Source organism: Nocardioides silvaticus, from assembly GCF_003160695.1.
GTDB classification, from domain to species: Bacteria; Actinomycetota; Actinomycetes; order Propionibacteriales; family Nocardioidaceae; genus Nocardioides; species Nocardioides silvaticus.
Genome location: NZ_QGDD01000004.1, coordinates 257,286 through 277,884 on the forward strand (window position 1 = coordinate 257,286; position 20,599 = coordinate 277,884).

Annotated in this window: 19 protein-coding genes; 6 read left to right on the plus strand and 13 right to left on the minus strand. The window is 71.0% G+C overall.

The window, feature by feature from the left end; translation table 11 throughout:
* The first annotated feature begins 43 nt into the window (after window positions 1-43).
* Window positions 44-829: an SDR family oxidoreductase gene (locus DJ010_RS11155; protein WP_109693738.1), complete on the plus strand. Its 786-nt coding sequence runs from the start codon at window positions 44-46 to the stop codon at window positions 827-829.
* Window positions 830-838: 9 nt separating this feature from the next.
* Entirely contained in the window at window positions 839-1,774 is a 936-nt protein-coding gene (locus DJ010_RS11160; protein WP_109693739.1) for a dihydrodipicolinate synthase family protein, read from the plus strand.
* On the opposite strand, the gene DJ010_RS11165 is transcribed toward DJ010_RS11160, so the two are convergent.
* Both DJ010_RS11165 and DJ010_RS11170 read right to left on the minus strand, forming a co-directional pair.
* A complete protein-coding gene (locus tag DJ010_RS11165; RefSeq protein WP_109693740.1) occupies window positions 1,720-2,451 on the minus strand; it encodes a TetR/AcrR family transcriptional regulator in 732 nt (243 codons plus the stop codon). The genes DJ010_RS11160 and DJ010_RS11165 overlap by 55 nt on opposite strands.
* Complete coding sequence (locus DJ010_RS11170; RefSeq protein WP_109693741.1) at window positions 2,448-3,350, minus strand: LysR family transcriptional regulator; 903 nt, start codon at window positions 3,348-3,350, stop codon at window positions 2,448-2,450. Before DJ010_RS11170 ends, DJ010_RS11165 begins: the two co-directional genes overlap by 4 nt.
* A gap of 128 nt (window positions 3,351-3,478) precedes the next feature.
* Between DJ010_RS11170 and DJ010_RS11175 the strand changes: the two genes are divergently transcribed.
* The 3 genes from DJ010_RS11175 to DJ010_RS11185 are packed head-to-tail and all read left to right on the plus strand — an operon-like array spanning window position 3,479 to window position 6,966.
* Window positions 3,479-4,990 carry an FAD-dependent monooxygenase gene (locus DJ010_RS11175; protein WP_109693742.1) on the plus strand — a complete coding sequence of 504 codons (1,512 nt, stop codon included), beginning with the start codon at window positions 3,479-3,481 and terminating at the stop codon, window positions 4,988-4,990.
* Window positions 4,987-6,156: an alpha/beta hydrolase gene (locus DJ010_RS11180; RefSeq protein ID WP_109693743.1), complete on the plus strand. Its 1,170-nt coding sequence runs from the start codon at window positions 4,987-4,989 to the stop codon at window positions 6,154-6,156. The genes DJ010_RS11175 and DJ010_RS11180 overlap by 4 nt, the downstream gene beginning before the upstream one ends.
* A 6-nt stretch (window positions 6,157-6,162) precedes the next feature.
* The gene (locus DJ010_RS11185; protein WP_109693744.1) at window positions 6,163-6,966 is read left to right on the plus strand and encodes an amidohydrolase family protein; all 804 of its coding nucleotides are present in this window, start codon (window positions 6,163-6,165) and stop codon (window positions 6,964-6,966) included.
* On the opposite strand, the gene DJ010_RS11190 is transcribed toward DJ010_RS11185, so the two are convergent.
* The 8 genes from DJ010_RS11190 to DJ010_RS11220 form a co-directional block, all read right to left on the minus strand.
* Window positions 6,953-7,783 (minus strand): ATP-binding cassette domain-containing protein, encoded by an 831-nt coding sequence (locus DJ010_RS11190; protein WP_109693745.1) that lies wholly within the window; start codon window positions 7,781-7,783, stop codon window positions 6,953-6,955. The genes DJ010_RS11185 and DJ010_RS11190 overlap by 14 nt on opposite strands.
* Window positions 7,780-9,672 (minus strand): dipeptide/oligopeptide/nickel ABC transporter permease/ATP-binding protein, encoded by a 1,893-nt coding sequence (locus DJ010_RS11195; RefSeq protein ID WP_146207323.1) that lies wholly within the window; start codon window positions 9,670-9,672, stop codon window positions 7,780-7,782. The genes DJ010_RS11190 and DJ010_RS11195 overlap by 4 nt, the downstream gene beginning before the upstream one ends.
* Window positions 9,673-9,718: 46 nt before the next feature.
* The gene (locus DJ010_RS11200; RefSeq protein WP_109693747.1) at window positions 9,719-10,666 is read right to left on the minus strand and encodes an ABC transporter permease; all 948 of its coding nucleotides are present in this window, start codon (window positions 10,664-10,666) and stop codon (window positions 9,719-9,721) included.
* Window positions 10,667-10,673: 7 nt separating this feature from the next.
* A complete protein-coding gene (locus tag DJ010_RS11205) occupies window positions 10,674-12,197 on the minus strand; it encodes an ABC transporter substrate-binding protein (protein WP_158283001.1) in 1,524 nt (507 codons plus the stop codon).
* Window positions 12,198-12,229: 32 nt separating this feature from the next.
* Window positions 12,230-13,393: an alpha/beta hydrolase family protein gene (locus tag DJ010_RS11210; protein ID WP_146207324.1), complete on the minus strand. Its 1,164-nt coding sequence runs from the start codon at window positions 13,391-13,393 to the stop codon at window positions 12,230-12,232.
* Between the two features lie 331 nt (window positions 13,394-13,724).
* Window positions 13,725-13,877, minus strand: coding sequence for a hypothetical protein (locus tag DJ010_RS22085; RefSeq protein WP_158283002.1), 153 nt, complete (start codon window positions 13,875-13,877; stop codon window positions 13,725-13,727).
* A gap of 333 nt (window positions 13,878-14,210) precedes the next feature.
* Complete coding sequence (locus DJ010_RS11215) at window positions 14,211-15,560, minus strand: NAD(P)/FAD-dependent oxidoreductase (protein WP_109693750.1); 1,350 nt, start codon at window positions 15,558-15,560, stop codon at window positions 14,211-14,213.
* Window positions 15,557-16,315, minus strand: coding sequence for a transporter (locus DJ010_RS11220; protein WP_109693751.1), 759 nt, complete (start codon window positions 16,313-16,315; stop codon window positions 15,557-15,559). The genes DJ010_RS11215 and DJ010_RS11220 overlap by 4 nt, the downstream gene beginning before the upstream one ends.
* A gap of 244 nt (window positions 16,316-16,559) precedes the next feature.
* Between DJ010_RS11220 and DJ010_RS11225 the strand changes: the two genes are divergently transcribed.
* A complete protein-coding gene (locus DJ010_RS11225; RefSeq protein WP_109693752.1) occupies window positions 16,560-17,195 on the plus strand; it encodes a TetR/AcrR family transcriptional regulator in 636 nt (211 codons plus the stop codon).
* Between the two features lie 33 nt (window positions 17,196-17,228).
* On the opposite strand, the gene DJ010_RS11230 is transcribed toward DJ010_RS11225, so the two are convergent.
* The 3 genes from DJ010_RS11230 to DJ010_RS11240 are packed head-to-tail and all read right to left on the minus strand — an operon-like array spanning window position 17,229 to window position 20,597.
* Window positions 17,229-18,689, minus strand: a complete 1,461-nt coding sequence (locus DJ010_RS11230) for an aldehyde dehydrogenase family protein (protein ID WP_109693753.1) — start codon at window positions 18,687-18,689, stop codon at window positions 17,229-17,231.
* Window positions 18,690-18,714: 25 nt separating this feature from the next.
* Window positions 18,715-19,812, minus strand: coding sequence for a Zn-dependent alcohol dehydrogenase (locus DJ010_RS11235; protein WP_109693754.1), 1,098 nt, complete (start codon window positions 19,810-19,812; stop codon window positions 18,715-18,717).
* A complete protein-coding gene (locus tag DJ010_RS11240; RefSeq protein WP_109693755.1) occupies window positions 19,809-20,597 on the minus strand; it encodes an enoyl-CoA hydratase/isomerase family protein in 789 nt (262 codons plus the stop codon). The genes DJ010_RS11235 and DJ010_RS11240 overlap by 4 nt, the downstream gene beginning before the upstream one ends.
* Window positions 20,598-20,599 lie beyond the last annotated feature (2 nt).

The window sequence follows — 20,599 nt, forward strand, 5'->3', positions numbered from 1 at the left end:
TTGGCCCGTCAGGAAGTTCCGACCGTTCCAACTGAGGAGTCCCGTGGATCTGGGCATCGAGAGCAAGGTCGCGCTCGTCACCGGCGGTGCCGGCGGGCTCGGCAGCGCGATCGCACGAGCGTTGGCGTCCGAGGGCGCGGCGGTCGTCGTCGCCGACCTGCGCGGCGACGCCGCAGAGGCGGTCGCGGCCGGGATCCGCGACGACGGCGGCACGGCGCTCGGCCTGGACTGGGAGCTCGGTGACCTTGACGCCTGCGGCGACCGGCTCGCCACCGTCGAGAGCGAGCTGGGCCCGGTCGACATCCTCGTCAACAACACCGGCGGCCCGCCGGCGATGACGGTCACGGAAGTCACCGAGGACGCGTGGCGCGACCACTTCGAGTCGATGGTGCTGACCGTCGTCGACCTGACCGGTCGTGTCGTGCCCGGGATGCGGGAGCGCGGCTGGGGCCGCGTCATCACCAGCACCAGCTCGGGCGTGGTCGCCCCGATCCCGGGGCTCGGCCTGTCGAACGCGCTGCGGTCGACGCTCCTCGGCTGGTCGAAGACGCTCAGCCGCGAGGTCGCCCGCGACGGCATTACCTGCAACATCGTGGTTCCCGGGCGGATCGGGACGGCGCGCACCCGCCACCTCGACGAGGTGCGCGCGCAGCAGGCCGGCCGTCCTGTCGAGGAGGTCGCCGAGGAGAGCGCGAGCGGGATCCCGCTCGGCCGTTACGGGACCCCGGAGGAGTACGCCACCGCGGTCGCGTTCCTCGCCGGGCGGCCGGCGTCGTACATCACCGGCTCTGTCGTCCGCGTCGACGGCGGCCTGATCAACGCGGTCTGAGGAGGCATCGTGCAACGCATCGACAGAAACACCCGTGGGGTCTACTCGATCGCACCGACCCCGTTCCACAAGGACGGCGGCCTGGACGTGGCCGGGATCGACCGGCTCGCCGACTTCTACGACGCTGCCGGCGTCGACGGGCTCACGGTTCTCGGCCAGATGGGCGAGGCACCGAAGCTGTCGTCCGCGGAGTCGCTGCTCGTGGCGCGGCGGTTCGTCGAGCGCGCGGGGCGGCCGGTGGTCGTCGGCGTCACCGCCCCCGGGTTCGAGACCATGCGCGAACTGGCGCACGAAGTGATGGATCACGGCGCGGCGGGAGTCATGGTCGCACCGCCGACCTCGCTCCGGACCGATGACCAGATCGTCGGCTACTACACCCAGGTCGCGGAGCGCCTCGGACCGGACGTGCCCCTCGTGGTGCAGGACTACCCACTGACATTCTCGGTCGTGATGTCCGTGCCGGTCCTGGTCCGGATCGCCTCGACGATCGACTCCGTCGTCATGCTCAAGCACGAGGACTGGCCCGGGCTGGAGAAGATCACCACGCTGCGCGAGGCCGAGGCGGCGGGGCGCGCCCCGCGGTTGTCGATCCTCTGCGGCAATGGCGGCCTCTTCCTCGACTTCGAAGTCGAACGCGGCGCCGACGGCGCGATGACCGGATACTGCTTTCCCGAGCTGCTCGTGGACGTCGTCGCGTCGGTCGCGGCCGGGCGACGGGACGAGGCGCACGACCGATTCGACGCCCACCTGCCGCTGATCCGCTACGAGCAGCAGCCCGGGGTCGGTCTGGCGGTGCGGAAGCACGTGATGGTGCGTCGCGGGATCCTCGCCAGCGCCACGATGCGACAGCCCGGCCGCGCGCTCTCCGCGGCCGAGCGGGCAGAGGTCGACTACCTGCTCGAACGACTGCGGGAGCGGGAACCCGCGGCCGACCTCGTCGCGTGATGCTCGCCGCCGGTCATCTCCGCCGAACGGAGGCCCTCGACCAGCAGGTCGATCGCGAGCTCGAACTCGTCGGCCAGGCTGGTCGGCAGGTGCGCGGAGACCGCGGCGATCGAGGGATGACGCTCCGGGTCGGCGCTCTCGATCGCCGGAACTGGCGCCGGGTCGGTGACGTCCTCGCCGACATCGGCCTGCATGGCGAAACCCAGGACGGTGCGGGAGAACGCGGTAGCGAAGTGCGCGGCCGTGCGCGGGTCGAAGCCGCCCCGCAGCACCGACCCGACGACCAGCTCCCGGAAGTCCATCGCGTGCGGGCCGGTCGGCACCTCCACGCTCAGCAGCCGGGCCGAGTCTCGGTGCTGGACGAGCACCGCGAACAGCGCGTGGGCGAGGGTGCGGCAGGCGTCGTCCCAGGGACGCTCCTGCAGCTCGCCGGGGTCCACCTCGATCTCGCCGACGACGTGGTCGACGACCAGCGACACCAGGTGCGCGCGGTTCTCCACGTGTCGGTAGAGCGTCGATGTGCTCGACCCGAGCCGTGCGGCCAGGGCCCGGAGGGTCAGCGCCTGGGCGCCCTGCTCGTCGATGATCGCGACGGCAGACCGGACGATCCGGTCCAGCGGGATCGGCGGTCGGCCGACCTTGCGGCGGCCGGACGTCCTCGGTGCGGGGTCCGTCATCGGACAAGAGCGTCCGGCGGAACGGCGTCGGGCCCGACCAGCGGGAGCTCAGTCTCGCGCATCGTCGCGACGAAGAGCTTGGTCAGTTGAGCCATCTCGGACCGGCTGTAGGCGACCAGCTCGCGGAACAGCTGCGGGGTGGTCGAGCGCACCCGGCCGAGATACTCGGCCGGGACCGCGTTCTCGGGCACGACGGTAAGCCCGACGCCCTCGACCGCGAGTCGCACCGCGGCCGCTACCTGCCCGACCCGCACGGCCACGCGCGGCGTGAAACCGAGCGAGGCCGACACCCACTCCAGCACCTCCGACATCCCCTGCTCCGGCTCGAAGTGCACCCACTTCGCCGTCGCCAGCTCGGCCACGGTGGCCACACCGCCGACCTCGGCACTCCCGCCGGCCACCACCAGGTGCTCGAAGCCGATCGACTCCACCGGTCCCTCCCAGTCGAGCGGGCGCGGCCCGATCGCGAGATCGCCCTTGCCCTCGCGCACCGCCGTCTCGAGGTCACGACGGTGCGAGACGTCGTGGAGGCGGAGGATGGTTCCCGGGTAGCGGTCGTGCCAGCGGCCGACCGGAGCCGGGAGAACGCCCGAGGCGACCGAGCGGACGGTCACGACATTGAGCTCTCCCTCGCCCCCACTGGTCACGTTCGCGACGGCGCGCCGCGCCTCCTGCGTGGCCTGCAGCGCCGCGCGGGCATGCGGCAGGAACGCGCGTCCCGCTGCTGTCAGCGACACCCCACGCTGACCGCGCTCGAGCAGCTCTGCCTCGACCTCCTTCTCCAGGGCGCGGATCTGCTGCGAGAGCGACGGCTGCGCAACGAACAGCTGCGCGGACGCCGCGGTGAACGAACCGCACTCGCAGATCGCCACGAAGTACTCCAGCTGCCGCAACCGCACAGCGGCGAGGCTACCTAGGACCGCTGCCGCTGTCCCGTTATTTCGACTACATTGTTTCTGTTAATCGCGGAACGACGCCGACCCCGCGGATCGGCGACCAACGCCCTCACCGAGGAGCACCTCACCTGATGAGCGACCAGATCGACGTCCTGATCGTCGGCGCCGGCCCGGCCGGCCTCACCCTCGCCTGCGACCTCCAGCGCCGTGGCGTCCGTCACCGCGTCGTCGACGCCGCGTCAGGGACGTTCCCCGGGTCCCGGGCCAAAGGGATCCAGCCCCGCACCCTGGAGGTCCTCGCCGACCTCGGCGCACTCGCGCCGATCCAGGACCACGCCACTCTCTACCCGCGGCTCGGCCTCCACCTCGGACCGATCACGATCCCCAAGGTGATGTATCGGGAGCACCCGGTCGCCGACGACGTCCCCTACCCCAACACCCTGCTCGTCGCCCAGCACGACACCGACCGGATCCTGCTCGAGCGGCTGCGCGAGCTCGGTGGCGACGTCGAGCACGCCACCCGTCTTATGACGCTCGACACGGGCGACGCCGACGTCCCGGTAACCGCTACCGTCGAGCGGGACGGGGGGCGGGAAACGATCCGCGCCCAGTACGTCGTCGGTGCCGACGGCGGCGGCAGCACGGTCCGGTCGCACGCCGGGATCCGGTTCGAGGGGACGACCGACGAGAGCGACCGGATGATCGTCGCGGACGTGGACATCGACGGACTCGCCCGCAACCGGTGGGACGTGTGGCCGCGCAACGGCGGGCGGATGATGGCGATCTGTCCACTTCCAGGTGGCGACCGACACCAGCTCATGCTCAAGCTCAAGCCAGGCGACGACACCGAGTCGCCGGAGTCGGTGGAGCGACTTCTCGCGACGGTGACGGACCGGGTCGGTCTCCGGCTCGGACGGATCCACTGGTCATCGACATGGCGGCCCAACATCCGGCTCGCCTCCGCGTACCGCCAGGGCCCCGTGCTGCTCGCCGGCGACGCCGCGCACGTGCACCCCCCGGCCGGCGCCCAGGGGATGAACACCGGGATCCAGGACGCCTACAACCTCGGCTGGAAGCTCGCCCAGGTCCTCGCCGGCGCACCGGACAACCTCCTCGACACCTACGAGGAGGAGCGGCGGCCGGTCGCCGCCCGCGTCCTCGGCCTGTCCACGGAGCTGTACTCGGCGCTCAACTCCCGGCAGCTGGCCGGCACCAAGCGAGGCGACGAGGAGCGGCACCTCTCCCTGACCTACGCGGGCCTGACCCTCACCGACGACGCCACCGCGAGTGGGTCGGCCACCGCCCGGGCCGGCGACCGGGCGCCTGACGCGCCGTACCGCTCACCGGGAGGCGCGACCCGCCGGGTGCACGAGGACCTCCAGGGGCCCCAGTTCACCCTGCTCGAGATCGGCGCGGCCGCGTCGGCCGAGGCCGACCTGCCGATGCCGACGGCGGGCGCGGTCGTGAAGCGAGTGGCGATGTCGGATCCCGGTCCCGCGTTCGAGCGGATCTACGGCATCCGCACGGCCCACCGCGTCCTCGTCCGGCCGGACGGGTACGTCGGCGCGGTGGCCGAGGCCACCACGGAGCCGATCGCGCGGTTTCTCCGCCGGGTCGCCCCCGGCACGGAAGCGATCGGGTGAGCGGCGTGTCGACCGAGGCCGCGGCTGCGGCCCGCCCGGTCTCTCGCACCCTCTGGGAGCACCGTGACGCGGTCCCGGAGACGGCCGATGCGGTCGATCGCCTGTCGCCGGTCTCGCAGGCGGCGCTGCGCCAGCTCTCGCCGGAGCGGATGACGGCGTACGGCGTCGACCCGGCCGACGCGATCGACCTGCGGGGACGGGTGGTCGAAGGCGAGGACTGGCAGGCGACGGCCACCGAGCTCGCCGAGCGGCTGCTCGCCCGGGCCGCCGTGTCCGGCGCGGCCGTGCCGCCGACGCCTGTCACGCGCGTCGGACTGCTCCGACGTTCGTCCGCGCTGCTCCGGATGAGTCAGATGATGATGCTCGAGGACACCGACGAGCGACGCGAGATCTACCGCCGCTCGGCAGGGCTGTATGCCGAGGCCGCTGCCCTCACCGGCGACCGGGAACGGGTCGTGCTCGACTCCGCTGCGGGAACCGTCGTCGGGTGGCTGATCCCGGCGGCGCAGCCGGTGGCCGCAGCGATCGTGATCGGCGGCGTGGAGGGCTGGGCGTTCGACTTCGACAGCGTCGGCGAGGCGCTCGCGGTCCGCGGCGTCAGCGCCCTGATGCTGGACGCGCCGGGACAGGGCGAGACCCGGTTCGGCCACGGCACGTACCTCACGTCCGGGTGGCGGGCGGCCTACGACAGCGCGGCGACGTTCCTTCAGCGCGACGGTGACCTCCCGCTCGGTCTCGTCGGCAACAGCATGGGTGGCAGCTTCGTGATCGCGTACGCCGCCGGCGACCCGCGGGTCCGTGCCTGCTGCGACAACGGCGGCGCGCCGCAACCGTGGACGGTCACGCCCGAGTACGGAACGTTCTTCTGGAAGATGGCCGCCGCCTGCGGAACGGCCGACGCCGACCGGGCGATCGCGACCTGGCGGTCGGTCACGCCGGAGACTCGCGGCCCCCATCGCGACTACGACCTACTGGTCGTCCACGGCGCCCGCGACCCGATGGTGTCCCAGGAGATGGTGGACGAGATCGTCGCCGACGCGGCCGCCCGCCGGATCGACGTCCATACGTTCTCCGACGGCGTGCATTGCGTGTACAACCACCGTGCCGACCGCGACGACCTCATCGCCGACTGGATGCTCGCCGCGCTCCAACCGGCCGTCGGCTAGCACCCGATGCCCGTCGTCGACGCCCAGATTCACCTCTGGACCGGGCCCGGGGCGCCACCGCACCACCATCGCGCCCCTTTCTCAGCCGAGGACGCGATCGACGCGATGCGGCACGCCGGCGTGGACCGTGCCGTGAACTGTCCGGCGGTCTGGGACCCAGCCAGCGTCGGGTACGCCGCCGAGGCGGTGCGCGCACACCCAGGCCTGTTCGTCACCATGCCGTGGTTCCCCCTCAACGGTGCCGACGAGTCGGACCTGGAACAGGCGCTCGCCGCGCCCCGGATCGTCGGCCTCCGGTTCGTCCTCGCCACGCCGCAGGAGTCGGCCGCCCTGCGCGCCGGCGGGCTGGAGTGGTTGTGGACCGGCGCGGCCGACCGGGACCTGCCGGTCGCGGTCATGGTGGCCCCGGGGGACCTGCCGCTCCTCGACGACGTCGTGTCCCGCCACCCGCGGCTGCGGGTCGCCCTCGACCACCTCGCCGTGCTCCCGTTCGACCGCTTGCCGACGGCCGCCGCTCACCTCGACGACCTGGTCGCGCTCGCGCGGCACCCGAACGTCGTCGTCAAGGCGACCGGTGTCCCGAGCATGGCGACCGACGACTGGCCGTTCCCCAGCACCCACGACGTCCTGCGCCGAGTGTACGACGCGTTCGGCGCCGACCGGATGTTCTGGGGCACCGATATCACCCGGATGCAGTGCTCGTGGGCCGACTGCCTCGCGATGTTCCGCGACCGGCTGCCGTGGCTGCGCGGACGCGCCCGGGAGCTCGTGCTCGGCGATGCCGTGACGTCCTGGCTCAGCCTGCCCTGAGCCGGCGCTCCTCACGACGCCGGCGCTGGACCGCTGGGTCCGGCACCGGTTCCGCGTCGAGCAGCCGGCGGGTGTAGGCGTGCTGCGGCCTGCGATAGACCTCGTCGGCCGGCCCGCACTCGACCAGCCCGCCGGCCGACATCACGCCGATCCGGTGGCTGAGGTGGTGGACCACGGCCAAGTCGTGCGCGATGAAGAGGTAGGCGAGGCCGAGCTCGGCCTGGAGGTCCTGGAGGAGGTTCGCGATCTGGCTCTGCGTGGAGACGTCGAGCGCGCTCACCGGCTCGTCACACACGATAAGCCGCGGCTCCACCGCTAGCGCCCGCGCGATCGCGACCCGCTGCCGCTGCCCGCCCGACAGCTGCGCCGGCAGCCGGTCGGCGTGGGCCGGCGGCAGCCCGACCAGCTCGAGCAGCTCCGCGACACGGCCGCCCTCGGCGGAACGGCGCACTCGCCGGTGCCGGCGCAGCGGTTCAAGCAGGGCCCGGCCGACGGTCGCGCGCGGGTTCAGCGACGACCACGGGTCCTGGAAGACCACCTGCACCTGGCTGCGGTACTCCAGCAGCGAGCGCCCACGGAGGGAGCGGACGTCCTGCCCGTCGTACCGCACCACGCCGCGCTCGGGCTGCACGAGGCGAAGGATCGCCTTCCCGACTGACGACTTGCCCGAACCGGACTCGCCGACCAGGCCGAACGTCTCGCCGGCGGCGACGTCGAAGCAGACGCCGCGGACCGATGGTTCCTTGCGCCGGTTCGTGAGGAACGACCCGCTCCGATAGCGGATCCAGAGGTCGTCGACCTCGAGCAGCGCGCTCATTGGACCTGGCTCCGTCGCTCGTGCGCCGCGTCCCCGGCCTGCCAGGCCGCACCCGCGTGGAGGCACCGGACGCCGGCGCCCAGCTCGACCGGTGCGGCGTCACACGCGTCGGTCCTGACGGCGCAGCGCGGCGCGAACCGGCACCCGGGTGCCAGCGCGGTCATCGGCGGCACCCGGCCGGGGATCGTCGGCAGCCGGTCGTCACCGCCCGCCCCGGTCGGCATCGCCGCGAGCAGTGCCCGCGTGTAGGGGTGCCGCGGCGCCGCGAAGAGGTCGTCGACCGCGGCCTCCTCGACGACCTGGCCGGCGTACATCACTGCCGCGCGGTCGCACGCGTCCGCCACGACCCCGAGGTCGTGGGTGATCAGGACGATCGCCGTGCCCAGCCGCTGCTTGAGGTCGGTCAGCATGTCGAGGATCTCCTGCTGGGTGGTCACGTCCAGGGCGGTGGTGGGTTCGTCGGCGATCAGGACGCTCGGGTTGCTGGCCAGGGCGAGCGCGATCACGATGCGCTGCGCCATGCCGCCGGAGAACTGGTGCGGGTAGTCGCCCAGGCGCGCCTCCGGGTCGGCGATCCGCACCATCTCGAGGAGCTCGACGCACCGCCGTCGTACGTCGGCCCGGCTCAGCGTGGGCGCGTGGTTGCGGACCGCCTGGCCGACCTGGCGCCCGATCGTGTGGACCGGCGACAGGGCGACCATCGGGTCCTGGAACACCATCGCGACGCGCGAGCCGCGCACGTCGTTGAGCGCCGCCTCGTCCCGCCCGACGATCTGGGCGCCGTCGACGTGGATCGAGCCTGCGGTGACCGCGCCGCCGGCCGGCAGGATGCCCAGCACCGCCCGTCCGGTCATGGTCTTGCCCGAGCCGGACTCCCCCACCAGGCCGAGGGCCTCGCCGCGGCGAACCCGAATGCTGACTTCGCTCACGACCTCGACGTCGCCGTCCTCGCCGGGGAACGCGACCGAGAGACCGCGCACGTCGAGCGGGACGTCGTCGTCGGGCAGCTGGGCGAGACTGGGTTGCGCGGCCGCCCGCCGCGCGCGCACGCGCGGCCGGCGCCGGGGGGTTCGGTCCCGCGTGCCGCCGGCGAGCACGTCGCGCACGCCGTCGCCGAGAACGTTGAAAGCGAGCACGGTCAGGGTGATCGCGAGCCCGGGTGGCCACGGCAGGAACGGCTGCTGAAACTGCCACCGCGTCGAGCCGCTGAGCATGCCGCCCCAGCTGGCCGAGCCGGTCTCCAGGCCGAGACCGAGGAAGCTGAGCGCGGCCTCGATGAGCAGCGCGGTCCCCATAAAGATCGTCGACTGCACGATGAGCGGCGCCGCCATGTTCGGCAGGATCTGCCGCAGCAGGATATTGCGCTGGGTGAGCCCGGAGGTCCGCGCGGCGTCGACGTACAACCGCTCCCGCTCGCCGAGCGCGAGCGCCCGGCTGAGCCGCATGAAGTTCATCGAGAAGATGATGCTCACCGCGATCATCGCGTTCGTCAGCCCAGTGCCGAGCACGGCGATGACCGCGAACGCCAGCACCAGGCCCGGGATTGCGTCGGCCACGTCGAGCAGCCGCATCATCACCCGGTCCCACCAGCCGCTGCGGTAGCCGGCGATCAGACCGAGCGGCACCCCGATCAGCAGGGCGATCGACACCGTCTGCAGCGACGCCTGCGCCGCGACCCGGGCGCCGAAGACCAGCCGCGACAGCACGTCCCGGCCGAGGTAGTCGGTGCCGAGCAGGTGGTCCGCGCTCGGGCCCTCCAGGGTCCGGGCGTAGTCCTGCGTCAACGGGTCGTACGGCGCCAGCGCAGGCGCGAGGACCGCGATCACGCCGATCGCCAGCACGAAGCCGGCGGCGGTCGCCGTGGCCGGCCTGCGCAGAAGCTGCAACACGACTCTCTTCATCTCTCCTCTTGACGTCCTGGTGGGGCGGAGCCGGCTACTGGGGCCGGGCGCGCGGGTTGACGATCGCGTAGCCGATGTCGGCGACCAGGTAGATGACGATCACCGCCAGGGCGACGACCAGCGTGATCCCCTGCACCACCGGGATGTCCTTGCGCGCCACCGCGTTGATCAGCTCGCTGCCGATGCCCGGCATCGTGAAGACCTGCTCGATGACGAAGCTGGCGGCGATGAGGGTGGAGACCTGGAACGCGACGACGGTGAGGATCGGCGTCATCGCGTTCTTGATCGCGTACCGCAGCACGATCGTCCGCCGGGGCGTCCCGATCGCCCGCAGCGTTTGGACGTACGGCGCTTCCAGGGCCTCCAGCATCGCGCTGCGGCTGTGCCGCGCGATGATCGCCGCGCCGGCCGCGCCCGCCGCCAGCGACGGGAGCACCAAGCCGCGCGCCCAGGCACCGAGGTCGCGGTCGGGCGGCGTCCAGGAGAGCACCGGGAGCCAGCCGAGCTGGACGGCGAACAGCGACAGCAGCAGCAGGCCGAGCCAGAAGGACGGGACCGCAATGCCGGCCGCCGTGATCACACCGACCACCCGGTCGACGATCCCGCCCTGGCGCAGCGCCGCGAGGACCCCGGCACTCAAGCCGAGGGTGACCGCGACGATCGTCCCCCCGACGATGAGACAGACCGTCGGCAGCAGGTGCTGGCCGATGACGTCAGTGACCTCGCGGCCCCCGTACCAGGACGTGCCGAGATCCCCACGCGCGACACCGGAGACCCAGTCTTGGAACTGGACCCAGACCGGGCGGTCGAGGCCGAGCCTGGCCTCGAGCGCTGCGATCCCCTCCGGCGTCGCACGGGACCCGAGGAGGACGGCCGCCGGACTGCCGGGCACGAGGTAGGTGAGGGCGAACACCAGTGCCGACACGAGGGCGAGCTGGGGCACCACCCCGAGCAACCGCAGTCCGACGAGCCGTCCGAGCACCGCTGCCTCAGTCCTTCCGCTCGAGCGCCGTGAACTCCACCGAGCTCGGCTCCCAGGTCACCGTTCGGACGCCGCCGATCTTGTCGCTGTCGTAGCCGATGGCCTGGTTGACGAGGACCTCGCTACAGGTGAGGACCTCCTCCTCGAGGATGATCCGCATCACCTCGGCCCAGAGGGGCTCCGCCAGCTCTGGGTCTGGCTCGGCCAGCGCGGCATCGGCGGCCGCATCGAGCGTCTCGGACTCGACGCCGGCGGGGTTGCCGGGAGCGTTGGCCGCGAACCACCGCAAGTACCACTCCTCCGGAGTGAGCTCGGTGTTGTCGCCGAGGCCGAGGGAGTAGGCGCCGTCGTACCAGCTGGCGAAGTACTCGGCCGCGGTGACGGTCTGCACCTCGAGGTCGACGCCGACCTCGCCCAGCATGCCGGAGAGTGCTTCGGCGAACTGCTGGGACTGCTCGAACGCGAGCATCGTCAGCCCGGGGACTCTCCCGTCGAGGGTTCCCTCGGCCTGTTCCGGGTCGAAGGCGATCGGCGGGAGGTCCGGGTTGTGCCCGTACTCGCCCTCCAGGAATCGCTGGTTCGTCGCCGTCAGGAACTCGCCGCCGGCAGCCGCCGCGAGGCCTTCGACGTCGAGGCCCTGACAGATCGCGCGGCGTGCGTCGACGTCGGCGACCGCGCCGCCCGGACCGCGGTCGAGGAACAGCAGCCCGTAGTGGATGCCGGGGTACACGTCGACGGTGAGCCCGGCCGAGCGGGCTTGGTCGGCCTGCGGGACCGACACGTCGCCGAGGTCGATCTCACCGGTGGTGAGTGCGTTGATCCGCGCGTCGGAGTCGTCGATCGCGACGAGCACGACCTGGTCGACGACGTCTGCGTCGACGTCCCAGTGGTCGTCGTACCGGCTGAACCCGATCTCGCTGCCCGCGATCGACAGGTCCTCGTCGTATGCCCACGGGCCGGTGCCGACGGGGTGGTCCTTGATGATGCCGTCCTCGATCGCGGTCGGGCTGACCATCACACCACCGCGCCCGGTGAGCGCGCTCATGACTGCCTGACTGGGCCGGGACAGCTCGAGCACGAGCGTGTGCTTGTCCGGCGCCGAGATCTCCTCGACCGCATCAAAGCCGGAGCTGAACGGCCCCTGCTCCTCGATGACGTACTCGAGGTTGAACTTCGCGGCCTCCGCGTCGAACGGCGTGCCATCGTGGAACGTGACGCCGTCGCGGAGATTGAACGTGAGCGAGTCGGCCGCGATCTCCCAATCGGCGGCGAGCTGCGGCACGAACTCGTTGGGGTCGTCGGCAGTGCGCGCGACCAGGGTCTCGTAGGGGACCCGCACCCAGGCGTAGCCGTTGTCGGTGCCGGGCAGCCACTGGCTAGGGATCTCCTCGATGCCGACCCGGATCGTGTCACCTCCCCCGCTCGAGCCTCCGCTCCCGTCGCCATCAGCGGAGCACCCCGCCAGCACCAGGCTGATCGCCACGAGGCCGCCCCCCAGCAGGCGGGCCTGTCGTAGACCGATCGATCTCATCCGCACACTCCGATCCGTTGTCGTCTTCTGTGTCATTCGCCAGCCCCCGGTCGGGAATCGGCGCCGAGCTTTGTGGCGAGCCAGTCGAACGCCTGCGGGATCCACTCCCCGGCGTGCTCCGGCGCGCAGTGGCCGGCCCCCGCGTAAATGCGCGCCTCCTTGCCAGCCAGCGGTCCATGCTCGAGGACCGTGTAGATGTTGCTGATCGGCGAGTGGTCGTCCTCGCTGCCGTTGATCATCAGCAGCGGCTGGGTGATCCGGTCGAGGAGACCGAGCTCGGCCAGCGACCACGCGCTGTGCCGGGCCGTCAGCTCCTCGAGGGTGAGCGGCTCCGCGAACGGGCCGTCACCCGGCGCGCCGAAGAACCACGCTGACCGCTCGTTGACGGTCGCCAGGTGGCGCTCGAGCTTCTCTCCCTCCGGCAGCCGTCCGACCGGCGAGCCGGCGACGGCGACGACCGCGGCGAGCTTCTCCGGCGCGGTGCCGGCGAGCTGCATGACCGAGTACCCGCCACGACTGATGCCGAACGCGGCGATCCTGTTCGCGTCGACGTCGGGCCGCCCGGCGAGGAAGTCGACAGCCGCCTCCCACGCGCCGACCGAGTCCGGCGACCACGGAACCGGGTTCTCGCCGGTGCCCGGCGCGTCCATCACCAGTGCCGCCAGGCCGCGGCCGACGCACTGCTCCTGCACCCAACCGCGGTCCTCCTTGAACACGTCGGACCCGCACATGACGAGCACCGCCGGCACGGCTGTGCCGGCGGCCGGCACCCGCAGGTGGGCGGTCATCGTCCACTCGCCATACGAGATCTCGACGACCTGGAGCGGCGGCTCCAGGTGGGCGCACGCGCGGAGGTAGGCGCGGACGCAATCGCGTGAGACCTCACCCTTCTCCGGAGTGATGGCGTCGGGGAACCGGGCGATGGACAGGTAGGTCTTGGTCGCCAGGAACTCCACCCGCGCGAGCGCGAGGTCTCCCTCCTCCTCTGCCTGTACGGCGCGCGCCTCATGACGGTCTGCGACCGCTCGCCAGTGCGGCACCCACACGTCCTGCGTGGTGCCGCCGAGTGTCCGGACCGCCTCCACCAGTTCGTCCCGATCGGGGACCGCCTGCCACCAACGCCGGTAGAAGCCGCGGGCGGAGGCGTCCCAGGGATCCTCCGTCGCGACCGTCTCGGCTGCGTCGACCCGTCCCATCTCCACCCCCGTCCGGCGGCCACTCAGCCGGCCGCTCGGCCGGGCAGGCACCGCCTGTAACGGGGATCACTCAAGCCGCCGATGCCCCCGCCTGACAAAGACCAAACGCCGCCCGCAGCCATAGGCTTCGGCTATGCCGCGAAGTAAGTGCCACAGCCACATCCTGCTGGTGGGAAGAATACACAATCATTGATGCACAAGTGCGGTAGTTGAAAGGCCGACGCCCGCGCGGGCCCACCGCACAGGTGGGCCCCGCGGACCGTCGATGACGGCCTGCGGCGACTTAGAAGTGGTTGCGAACCGCGAAGTCGCGCAGGGCGTCGATGGCGGCCTACTGGTCGAGCGTCACGCTGGCGAGGTCGGGGTCCTTCTCGAACCGCTCGGACTGCGCATCGAGGTAGCCGATCCACGCCCGGCGGGCGCCGCCGGCGTCGTTCTCGCGCAGCAGCTCGACGACCCGGCCGCGCTGGTCGTCGAGCTCCATCCGCCAGCCAGGAGACTCCAACCGAACGCGGGCACGCGACTGATCGGCATTCTGTGTTCTCCCTGCCGCCAGGCGCAGCCGCCTACCTAGAGAAGTGCCGCTCTCTAGATCTGTCTAGGCGGGCTGTCGGCTCTGGGCACGCTGCCAAGAAGAGCTAACCTGTCACAAGCCCGGTACAAACGACCGGAGAACTTCGACGTTTGCGCAGGTCAACGTGGGTCAGTCAGTCAGTACTACGACATCTGAGACACGAGCTCGAACTCGAGCTGAGCCTGCGACCCGAAGGCCCCGGTTGTTCAGACCGGGGCCTTCCGTCATGTCAGCCGGTCCGTCTCAGCTGATCTGCGCCGCCACGCCGCGGCGCGCATTGCGCTTGCTCCCGTTGACCCGGTCATTGAACCGGTCGACGGCCCAGATCAATCGCAATCCCAGACGACCCATCATCATCGGCGGAGGGAACTTCGGCTTCTCCTGCCAAAGAGTCTCGAGGTCGGGGTGGCGGGCGCCCTCGACGATCGCGTCGGCGATCAGCGTGCCCACGTAGGGCGCCTGGGCGAGGCCGTGACCGTTGCACGCGATCGAGTAGTGGACCCGGTCGCCGATCCGGCCCGCGACGGGCAGCCAGGACGAGGTGATCGCGATCCAGCCACCCCACGCACGCTCGACCCGCACGTCGGCGAGGGAGGGGAACCGCAGCGCGAACGCCTTGGTCAGCTCCTCGACCAACCCGGGGTCGGGCGCCTTCGCCGGGAGGGGGTACGACGTGCCGCGCTCCAGCCTCCGCACCCCGAACACGATCGTGTTCCGCGGCGTGAGTCGGTAGTTCTCCATGATCGCGTGCTGGGTGACCAGCCCCATGCCGCTGGTCCAGCCGAGGGCCGTGATGCGGGCGGGGTCGATGGGTTCGGTCTCCACCTCGATGACGTAGATCGGGACGGAGAGGTGCTTCGGGGTGATGTCCCACTCCCCTGCGAACGCGTTGGTCGCGAGGACGACGTGGTCCGCGCGCACCCGACCGTGCGGCGTCGTGACGACGACCTGGCCGCCCTCGTCGACGACGTCGGTGACCTTCGTCTGCTCGAAGACTCGAGCCGCTGAGTCGAGCAGGACCTGACGCATGCCGAGGCTGAGCTTCCCGGGGTTCATCCGTCCACCGACGACCTCGCGCATCCCACCTACGAAGCCACGGGGGATGCCGAGTTCCTCAGCGGTGCCGACCTCGACGTGGCCCCCGGCGCGAGTCACGATCCTCGCCACCCGGCGCACGCGGCCCATCTGCCCTCGCGAGACGGCCGCGAACGCGTTGCCGGTCGCCTCGTACTCACAGTCGATGTCGTACTTGGCGATGAACTCCTCGACGTGGTGCGCGGCGTTCTCCGCGAGCCGCATCATCCCCGGCATCTTCCTGCGCGACAGCAGGTTCAGCAACTGAAGATCGCCTCCGGGCGCCCCGGCCAGCTGACCGGCGTTGCGCGAGCTCGCGCCGTGCCCACAGAAGTCCGCCTCGAGGAGGACGACGTCCTGGCCGCGCTCGGCCAGGCGCAGGGCGCTGGACATCCCGTTGATGCCGCCACCGATGACGGCGACATGGCAGGTCAGGTCGCCGTCGAGGGCCGGGCGCACGTCCGTGGGTGCGTCCACCCAGCCGGTGAAGGACTCGTACCGGACGCTGTCAGTACTCACGCGAGCACGGTCTTCGACTCGTCCGCCTCCGGCGCCGGGCCAGCCGCCACGTTGTGGTCGTGCAGTGCACGGTAGGCGAACAGGTAGGTGAAGAGCTGGAGGCCCCACACCGTGAGCGCCAGCGCGTAGAACAGCGCGCGGTCCTGGAGCGGGTCGACCGACGCCGGGAACGGGAAGAAGTCGTAGGTCAGGGCGATACCGGTCCCCGCCAGGCTGACCAGCAGGGTGGCGATGGCGACCTTCGTGGCACCGATGTCCCACAGCCGCTTGGTGAGGTAGACGAGGAAGACCAGTGTCAGCAGGTTGACGACGAGGTAGATGGTCGCCGGACCGGCGTAGAGGATGTGGTGACCGGAGTCGTCCACGTGGTCCTGGAACTTCGGCTGCCCGAGGTAGAGGCCGGCGCCGATGCCCACCGCGAAGATGGCGACGTCGACCGCCTTGCTCGACTTGTGGCGGTGGGTCACTGCCAGGAACCCGACGACCAGCAGCAGGGTGATGCCGACCGAGCGCGAGAAGGCGTCGAGGAAGAACGCGACGTCGTACTGCACGCTGGCCTCGCCGGCTTCCTTGTCCTCGGGGAAGCGGAGTGCCCAGATGAGGAAGTTGACGCCGGACGTGGCGATGATGAACCACTCGATCCCGAGCAGGTAGTTGCGGTACTGCTTGATGAATTTCCAGCCTGCCCAGTAGCCGCCGGCAATCATGACGACGTCGCCGATCAGGAACGCAAGCGCGTAGATGTCGTCTCTCATCGTTCTCTTCCTTCTGTCGGGAGGCTTGGTCTACTGCGGCTGGATGAGCGGCAGCAGCGGCGGGAGGATGAAGATCACCGCGTTACCGTAGGCCTTTCTTAGTCATTCGATCAAGATGTATGACCAAGATGTTGCCCAGGTTTCGTCACCGCTTGGAGTCCGCGGCTCAGCAGGGCGCGCTGATAGGCTCAGCAGTGACTAAGACAGGTGCCCAACTTCAGGGCCCGGAGCCCAGGAGGACCGCATGGCACGCATTCCCGTCGCCCAGCGACGCCGCGACTTCATCGAAGCCGCTGTCGAGGTCATCTCTGCCCACGGGATCGACGGAGCGACCACGCGGCGGATCGCCGAGCAGGCGAAGGCCAATGTGGCGATGCTGCACTACTGCTACGACTCCAAGGAGGACCTCTTCGCCGACGTCTACGAGTACGTCGCCGGGAAGTACCGCGAGGTCATCGAGGGCAGCGACTCCCACACGACGTTGCCCGAGGCCGCGCAGGCGATCCTGCGTGGCGTGATGGAGTGCTACCTGGACTCGCCGAGCTTCACCGCGGCCACCTTCGAGCTGGTCAGCTGGGCGCGCCGCCAGCACGGCGACCGCGGAATCGCGGTCTACGACCACGCATTCGAGACCCTCCGCAAGGCGCTCACGGAGGCCGCTGCGGATGATCCGGTGACGCCTGAGGTCATCGACGAGATCGCGTACGTGCTCGCCACACTGGCCGACGGGTTCGCCGTCAACTGGCTGACCTTCAACGACGTCGCGGTCGCTCGGGGGCAGATGGAGGTCAACTGCTCCGTGCTCGACGCCTGGCTCTCCAGCCGGCTCGCAACGGCCGCAGCCAAGCCCGCACGACGCAAGCGCGCGGCCAAGGCCTGAGCCCCGGCCGCGCGCTGGCTCCAACACCCTGCGTCAGAGCGGCAGGTCGGGCGAGTCCACTCCGACCACCCGGTCGCCGCAGAACACACGGACCGATTCGGCGGGGCCGTGGCCGCCGATGCCCGACGGGCCCCAGAAGCTCTGGGCCGAGTCATCGCCGAGGTCGGCGACCTTGGCCCCGTTGACCCGCACCTCCCCCGCCACGATGCAGGAGCCGACCTCGATCGCGCGGTCGGTGTCGGTGCCGAAGACGTAGGCGTCGAGCCCGGAGGGGTTCGCGTTGGCGATGTGAAGCGCCTCCTCGGCCGAGTCGACATCGTGCACCGAGATGACCGGGCCGAACAGCTCTGCCGTCACGCGGGCCGGGCCGGCGCCCGCCGCCACCGTGGGCGAGAGGAACAGGCCTTCCAGGTCCGGCAGCTGAGCGGGCTGATGGATTGTGGCGCCGAGGTCGCGCAGGCCCTCGATCCGCGACTGCAGGGTCCGCAAGTGTGGCTCGTTGGAGATCGGCCCGACCTGGACGTCGTCGTCGAGCGAGTGGCCGACGACCAGCTTGGAGATCCGCTCGGTCAGCGCGTCGACAAGCGGCCCGACGAGCGCCGACGGGGCGAGAACCTTGCCCGGTCCCTCGCACCACTGGCCGTTGAGCTTGGTCATTCCGTCGAGGATGCCGTCGGCCGTGACGTCGACGTCCGCGTCGTCGAGCACGATCACCGGGTTGTTGCCCCCGAGCTCGAGCTGCAGCACCTTGAAGTCCTCCGCAGCGGCGCGGGCGATGGCCCGTCCGGCTCCCGGTCCGCCGGTGAACGAGACCACCTTGACCCTCAGGTCGCTGGTGAGACGCGCGCCGACGTCACCGGCGCCGTGCACCAGCTGCAGGGCACCGGCCGGTAGCCCTGCCTCGACGAAGCACTCGACGACGACCTGGGCGCTGGCCGGGGCGTGCTCCGACGGCTTGAGGATGACCGGGCAGCCGGCGGCGATCGCGCTGACGACCTTGGCGGCCGGGATGAAGCTGGGGCCGTTCCACGGGGTGAGGATCGCGGCGGGACCCCACGGGACCTTGTGGAGGCGAACGTCGCGACCGCCCGCGTCGAGAGCCGTGATCCGCGGGATCGTGCGCAGGTCGGCGGCGGTGGACCGGATCCGGTGGGGCAGGAAGGCCGCCACCAAGCGGGTCACGGCGATCGGAGTACCGCTCGTCAGCGCGTCCGCTCTGGCGATGTCCTCCGATCTCGCTTCGAGCAGGTCTGCGACGCGGTCGAGCACGTCTGCTCGCTCGCGGCGTTCCGCTTCGTGTCCGAATCTGGGGTCGTAGGACTGCTCTGCGTGCCGCAACGCGCGGTCGATGTCCTCCGGAGTCGTGCTCACGGTGCGGTGCACGGGGGTGCGCGTGTTGGGGTCAAGGTTCCACGCAGCGTCGGCGGTGGTGCACTCGGTCCACTCGTCGGCGATGTAGTTGACCGGCTGGGGAAGGGTCGTCTCGTGGTTCATGGGTTCACCTCTGGGTGCAGGGGGCTCAGGACTGGAGGTCGACGACGATGCGGGTCACGTCGCCGGACTTCATGGCCTCGAAGCCCTCATTGATCTCGGCGAAGGGCACGACCTGGGTGACCATCTCGTCGAGGAGCAGGCGGCCCTGCTGGTAGAGACGAGCGAACTGGGCGATGTCCTCACGGGCTTGGCCCGAGCCCATGTAGGAGCCGATCAGCTTCTTCTCCTGGAAGAAGAAGTCGAGGGCCGGCACGCTCAGCTCGGTGCCCATCGGTGCGATGCCGACCAGGCAGGCGGTGCCGGTCGGCCGCACCAGGGCCAGTGCGGTCTGGGCAGTGCGGGCCGAGCCGACGGCCTCGAAGGCGTAGTCGACGCCGTCGCCCAGCTGGGCACGCACCTCGTCGACCGGGTCACCGTCGCCGCCGTTGACGACGTGGGTGGCGCCGTACATCCGGGCGGCCTTGAGCCGGGCGTCGTCAAGGTCGATGGCCACGATCGCGGAGGCGCCGGCGAGCCGCGCCCCCTGGATGATCGCGGATCCGACCCCGCCGCAGCCGATGACGGCGACGGTGCTGCCGGGTCGCACCTGGGCGCCACGGAAGACTGCGCCGACGCCGGTGACGATGCAGCAGGACAGCAGGCAGCCCACGGGGAGGGGTACGGCGTCCGGCAGCCGCACCAGCGCGTTCTCCCGCAGCAGGATGTGCTGCGAGAACGCACCGATGGCGGCGAGCCGCTCGATCGGCCGCCCGGCGAGCGTCTCGAAGGCGGGGCTCTGCCGGCGGCGTACCTCGTCGAGCCGGAGGCACTGGGTGGAGTGCCCGGCGTCGCAGTTCACGCAGCCGCCACAGGGCGGGGTGAGGGCGCCGGTGACGCGATCGCCGGGGCGCAGCGTCGTCACGGCCGAGCCGACGGACTCGACCACGCCGGCCACCTCGTGGCCGACGACGACCGGGAGCTCGGTCGGCACGGTGCCGGTCATGTAGTGAAGGTCGCTGTGGCATAGGCCGACGTGGGTCACCGCGATGCGCACCTCGTGCGGCTCGGGGTCGTCGACGCGGATGTCGGTGAGCTCCAGGGGTGCGCCGATCGCGTTCAGGACGGCAGCTCGGGTGGTGATCATGCGTCGGCCTCCTCGGCCTGGGTCGACTTGGTGTTCCAGAAGCCGGCGACGCCGGCAGTGAGCAGTCCGCTCGTCCATGCCTCATGGGCCGCGGCGTCCTCGCGCTCGAAGGCCGCCTCGACGTCGGCGAGGAGCGGGCGGAGCAGGGCGAGGTGGAGCGCCGTGGTGTTCCCCTCCGGCGTCCACGCGTGCACCGTGTCGACGGCGCGCTCGACGAGCTGGTCCGCCTCGACGACCTCGTCGAGCAGGCCGATGCTCAGCGCTTCGGCCGCGTGGACCCGCGGCGACGCGAGGACCATGCGCATCGCGTGGTTGCCGACGAGGCGACGCAGCAGAAGGCTGGTCGCGTTGGAGATGGTGAGCCCGCGTGCGTTCTCAGGCTGGAAGTACTCCGTGGCCGGCGTTCCGATACGGGCGTCGCAGCACAGCGTGATCTCGGAGGCGCCGCCGACAGCGAGGCCGTTGACCGCAGCGATCACGGGAACCCGGGTCTGCAGGATGGCGCGGGTGACGTCGTGGAAGCTCTCGAACGCCTCGTGGACCTCGGCCTCCGTGGTGGGCGCGTGCGCCAGGTCCTCGCCGGCCGAGAAGGCGCGGCCCCGTCCGGTGAGGACGATGCCGCGGACCGTCTCGCCGGTGCCGTGCTCACGGACCAGGGCGGCCAGGCGCCGCCTCATGGCGACGGTGAGGGCGTTGAGCTTGTCGGGACGGTCGAGGGTGAGGACCACGACGCCGCGCACGAGCGCGATGTCGACGTGCTGTGCGGCGCTACCGGGCGTGGTCATCG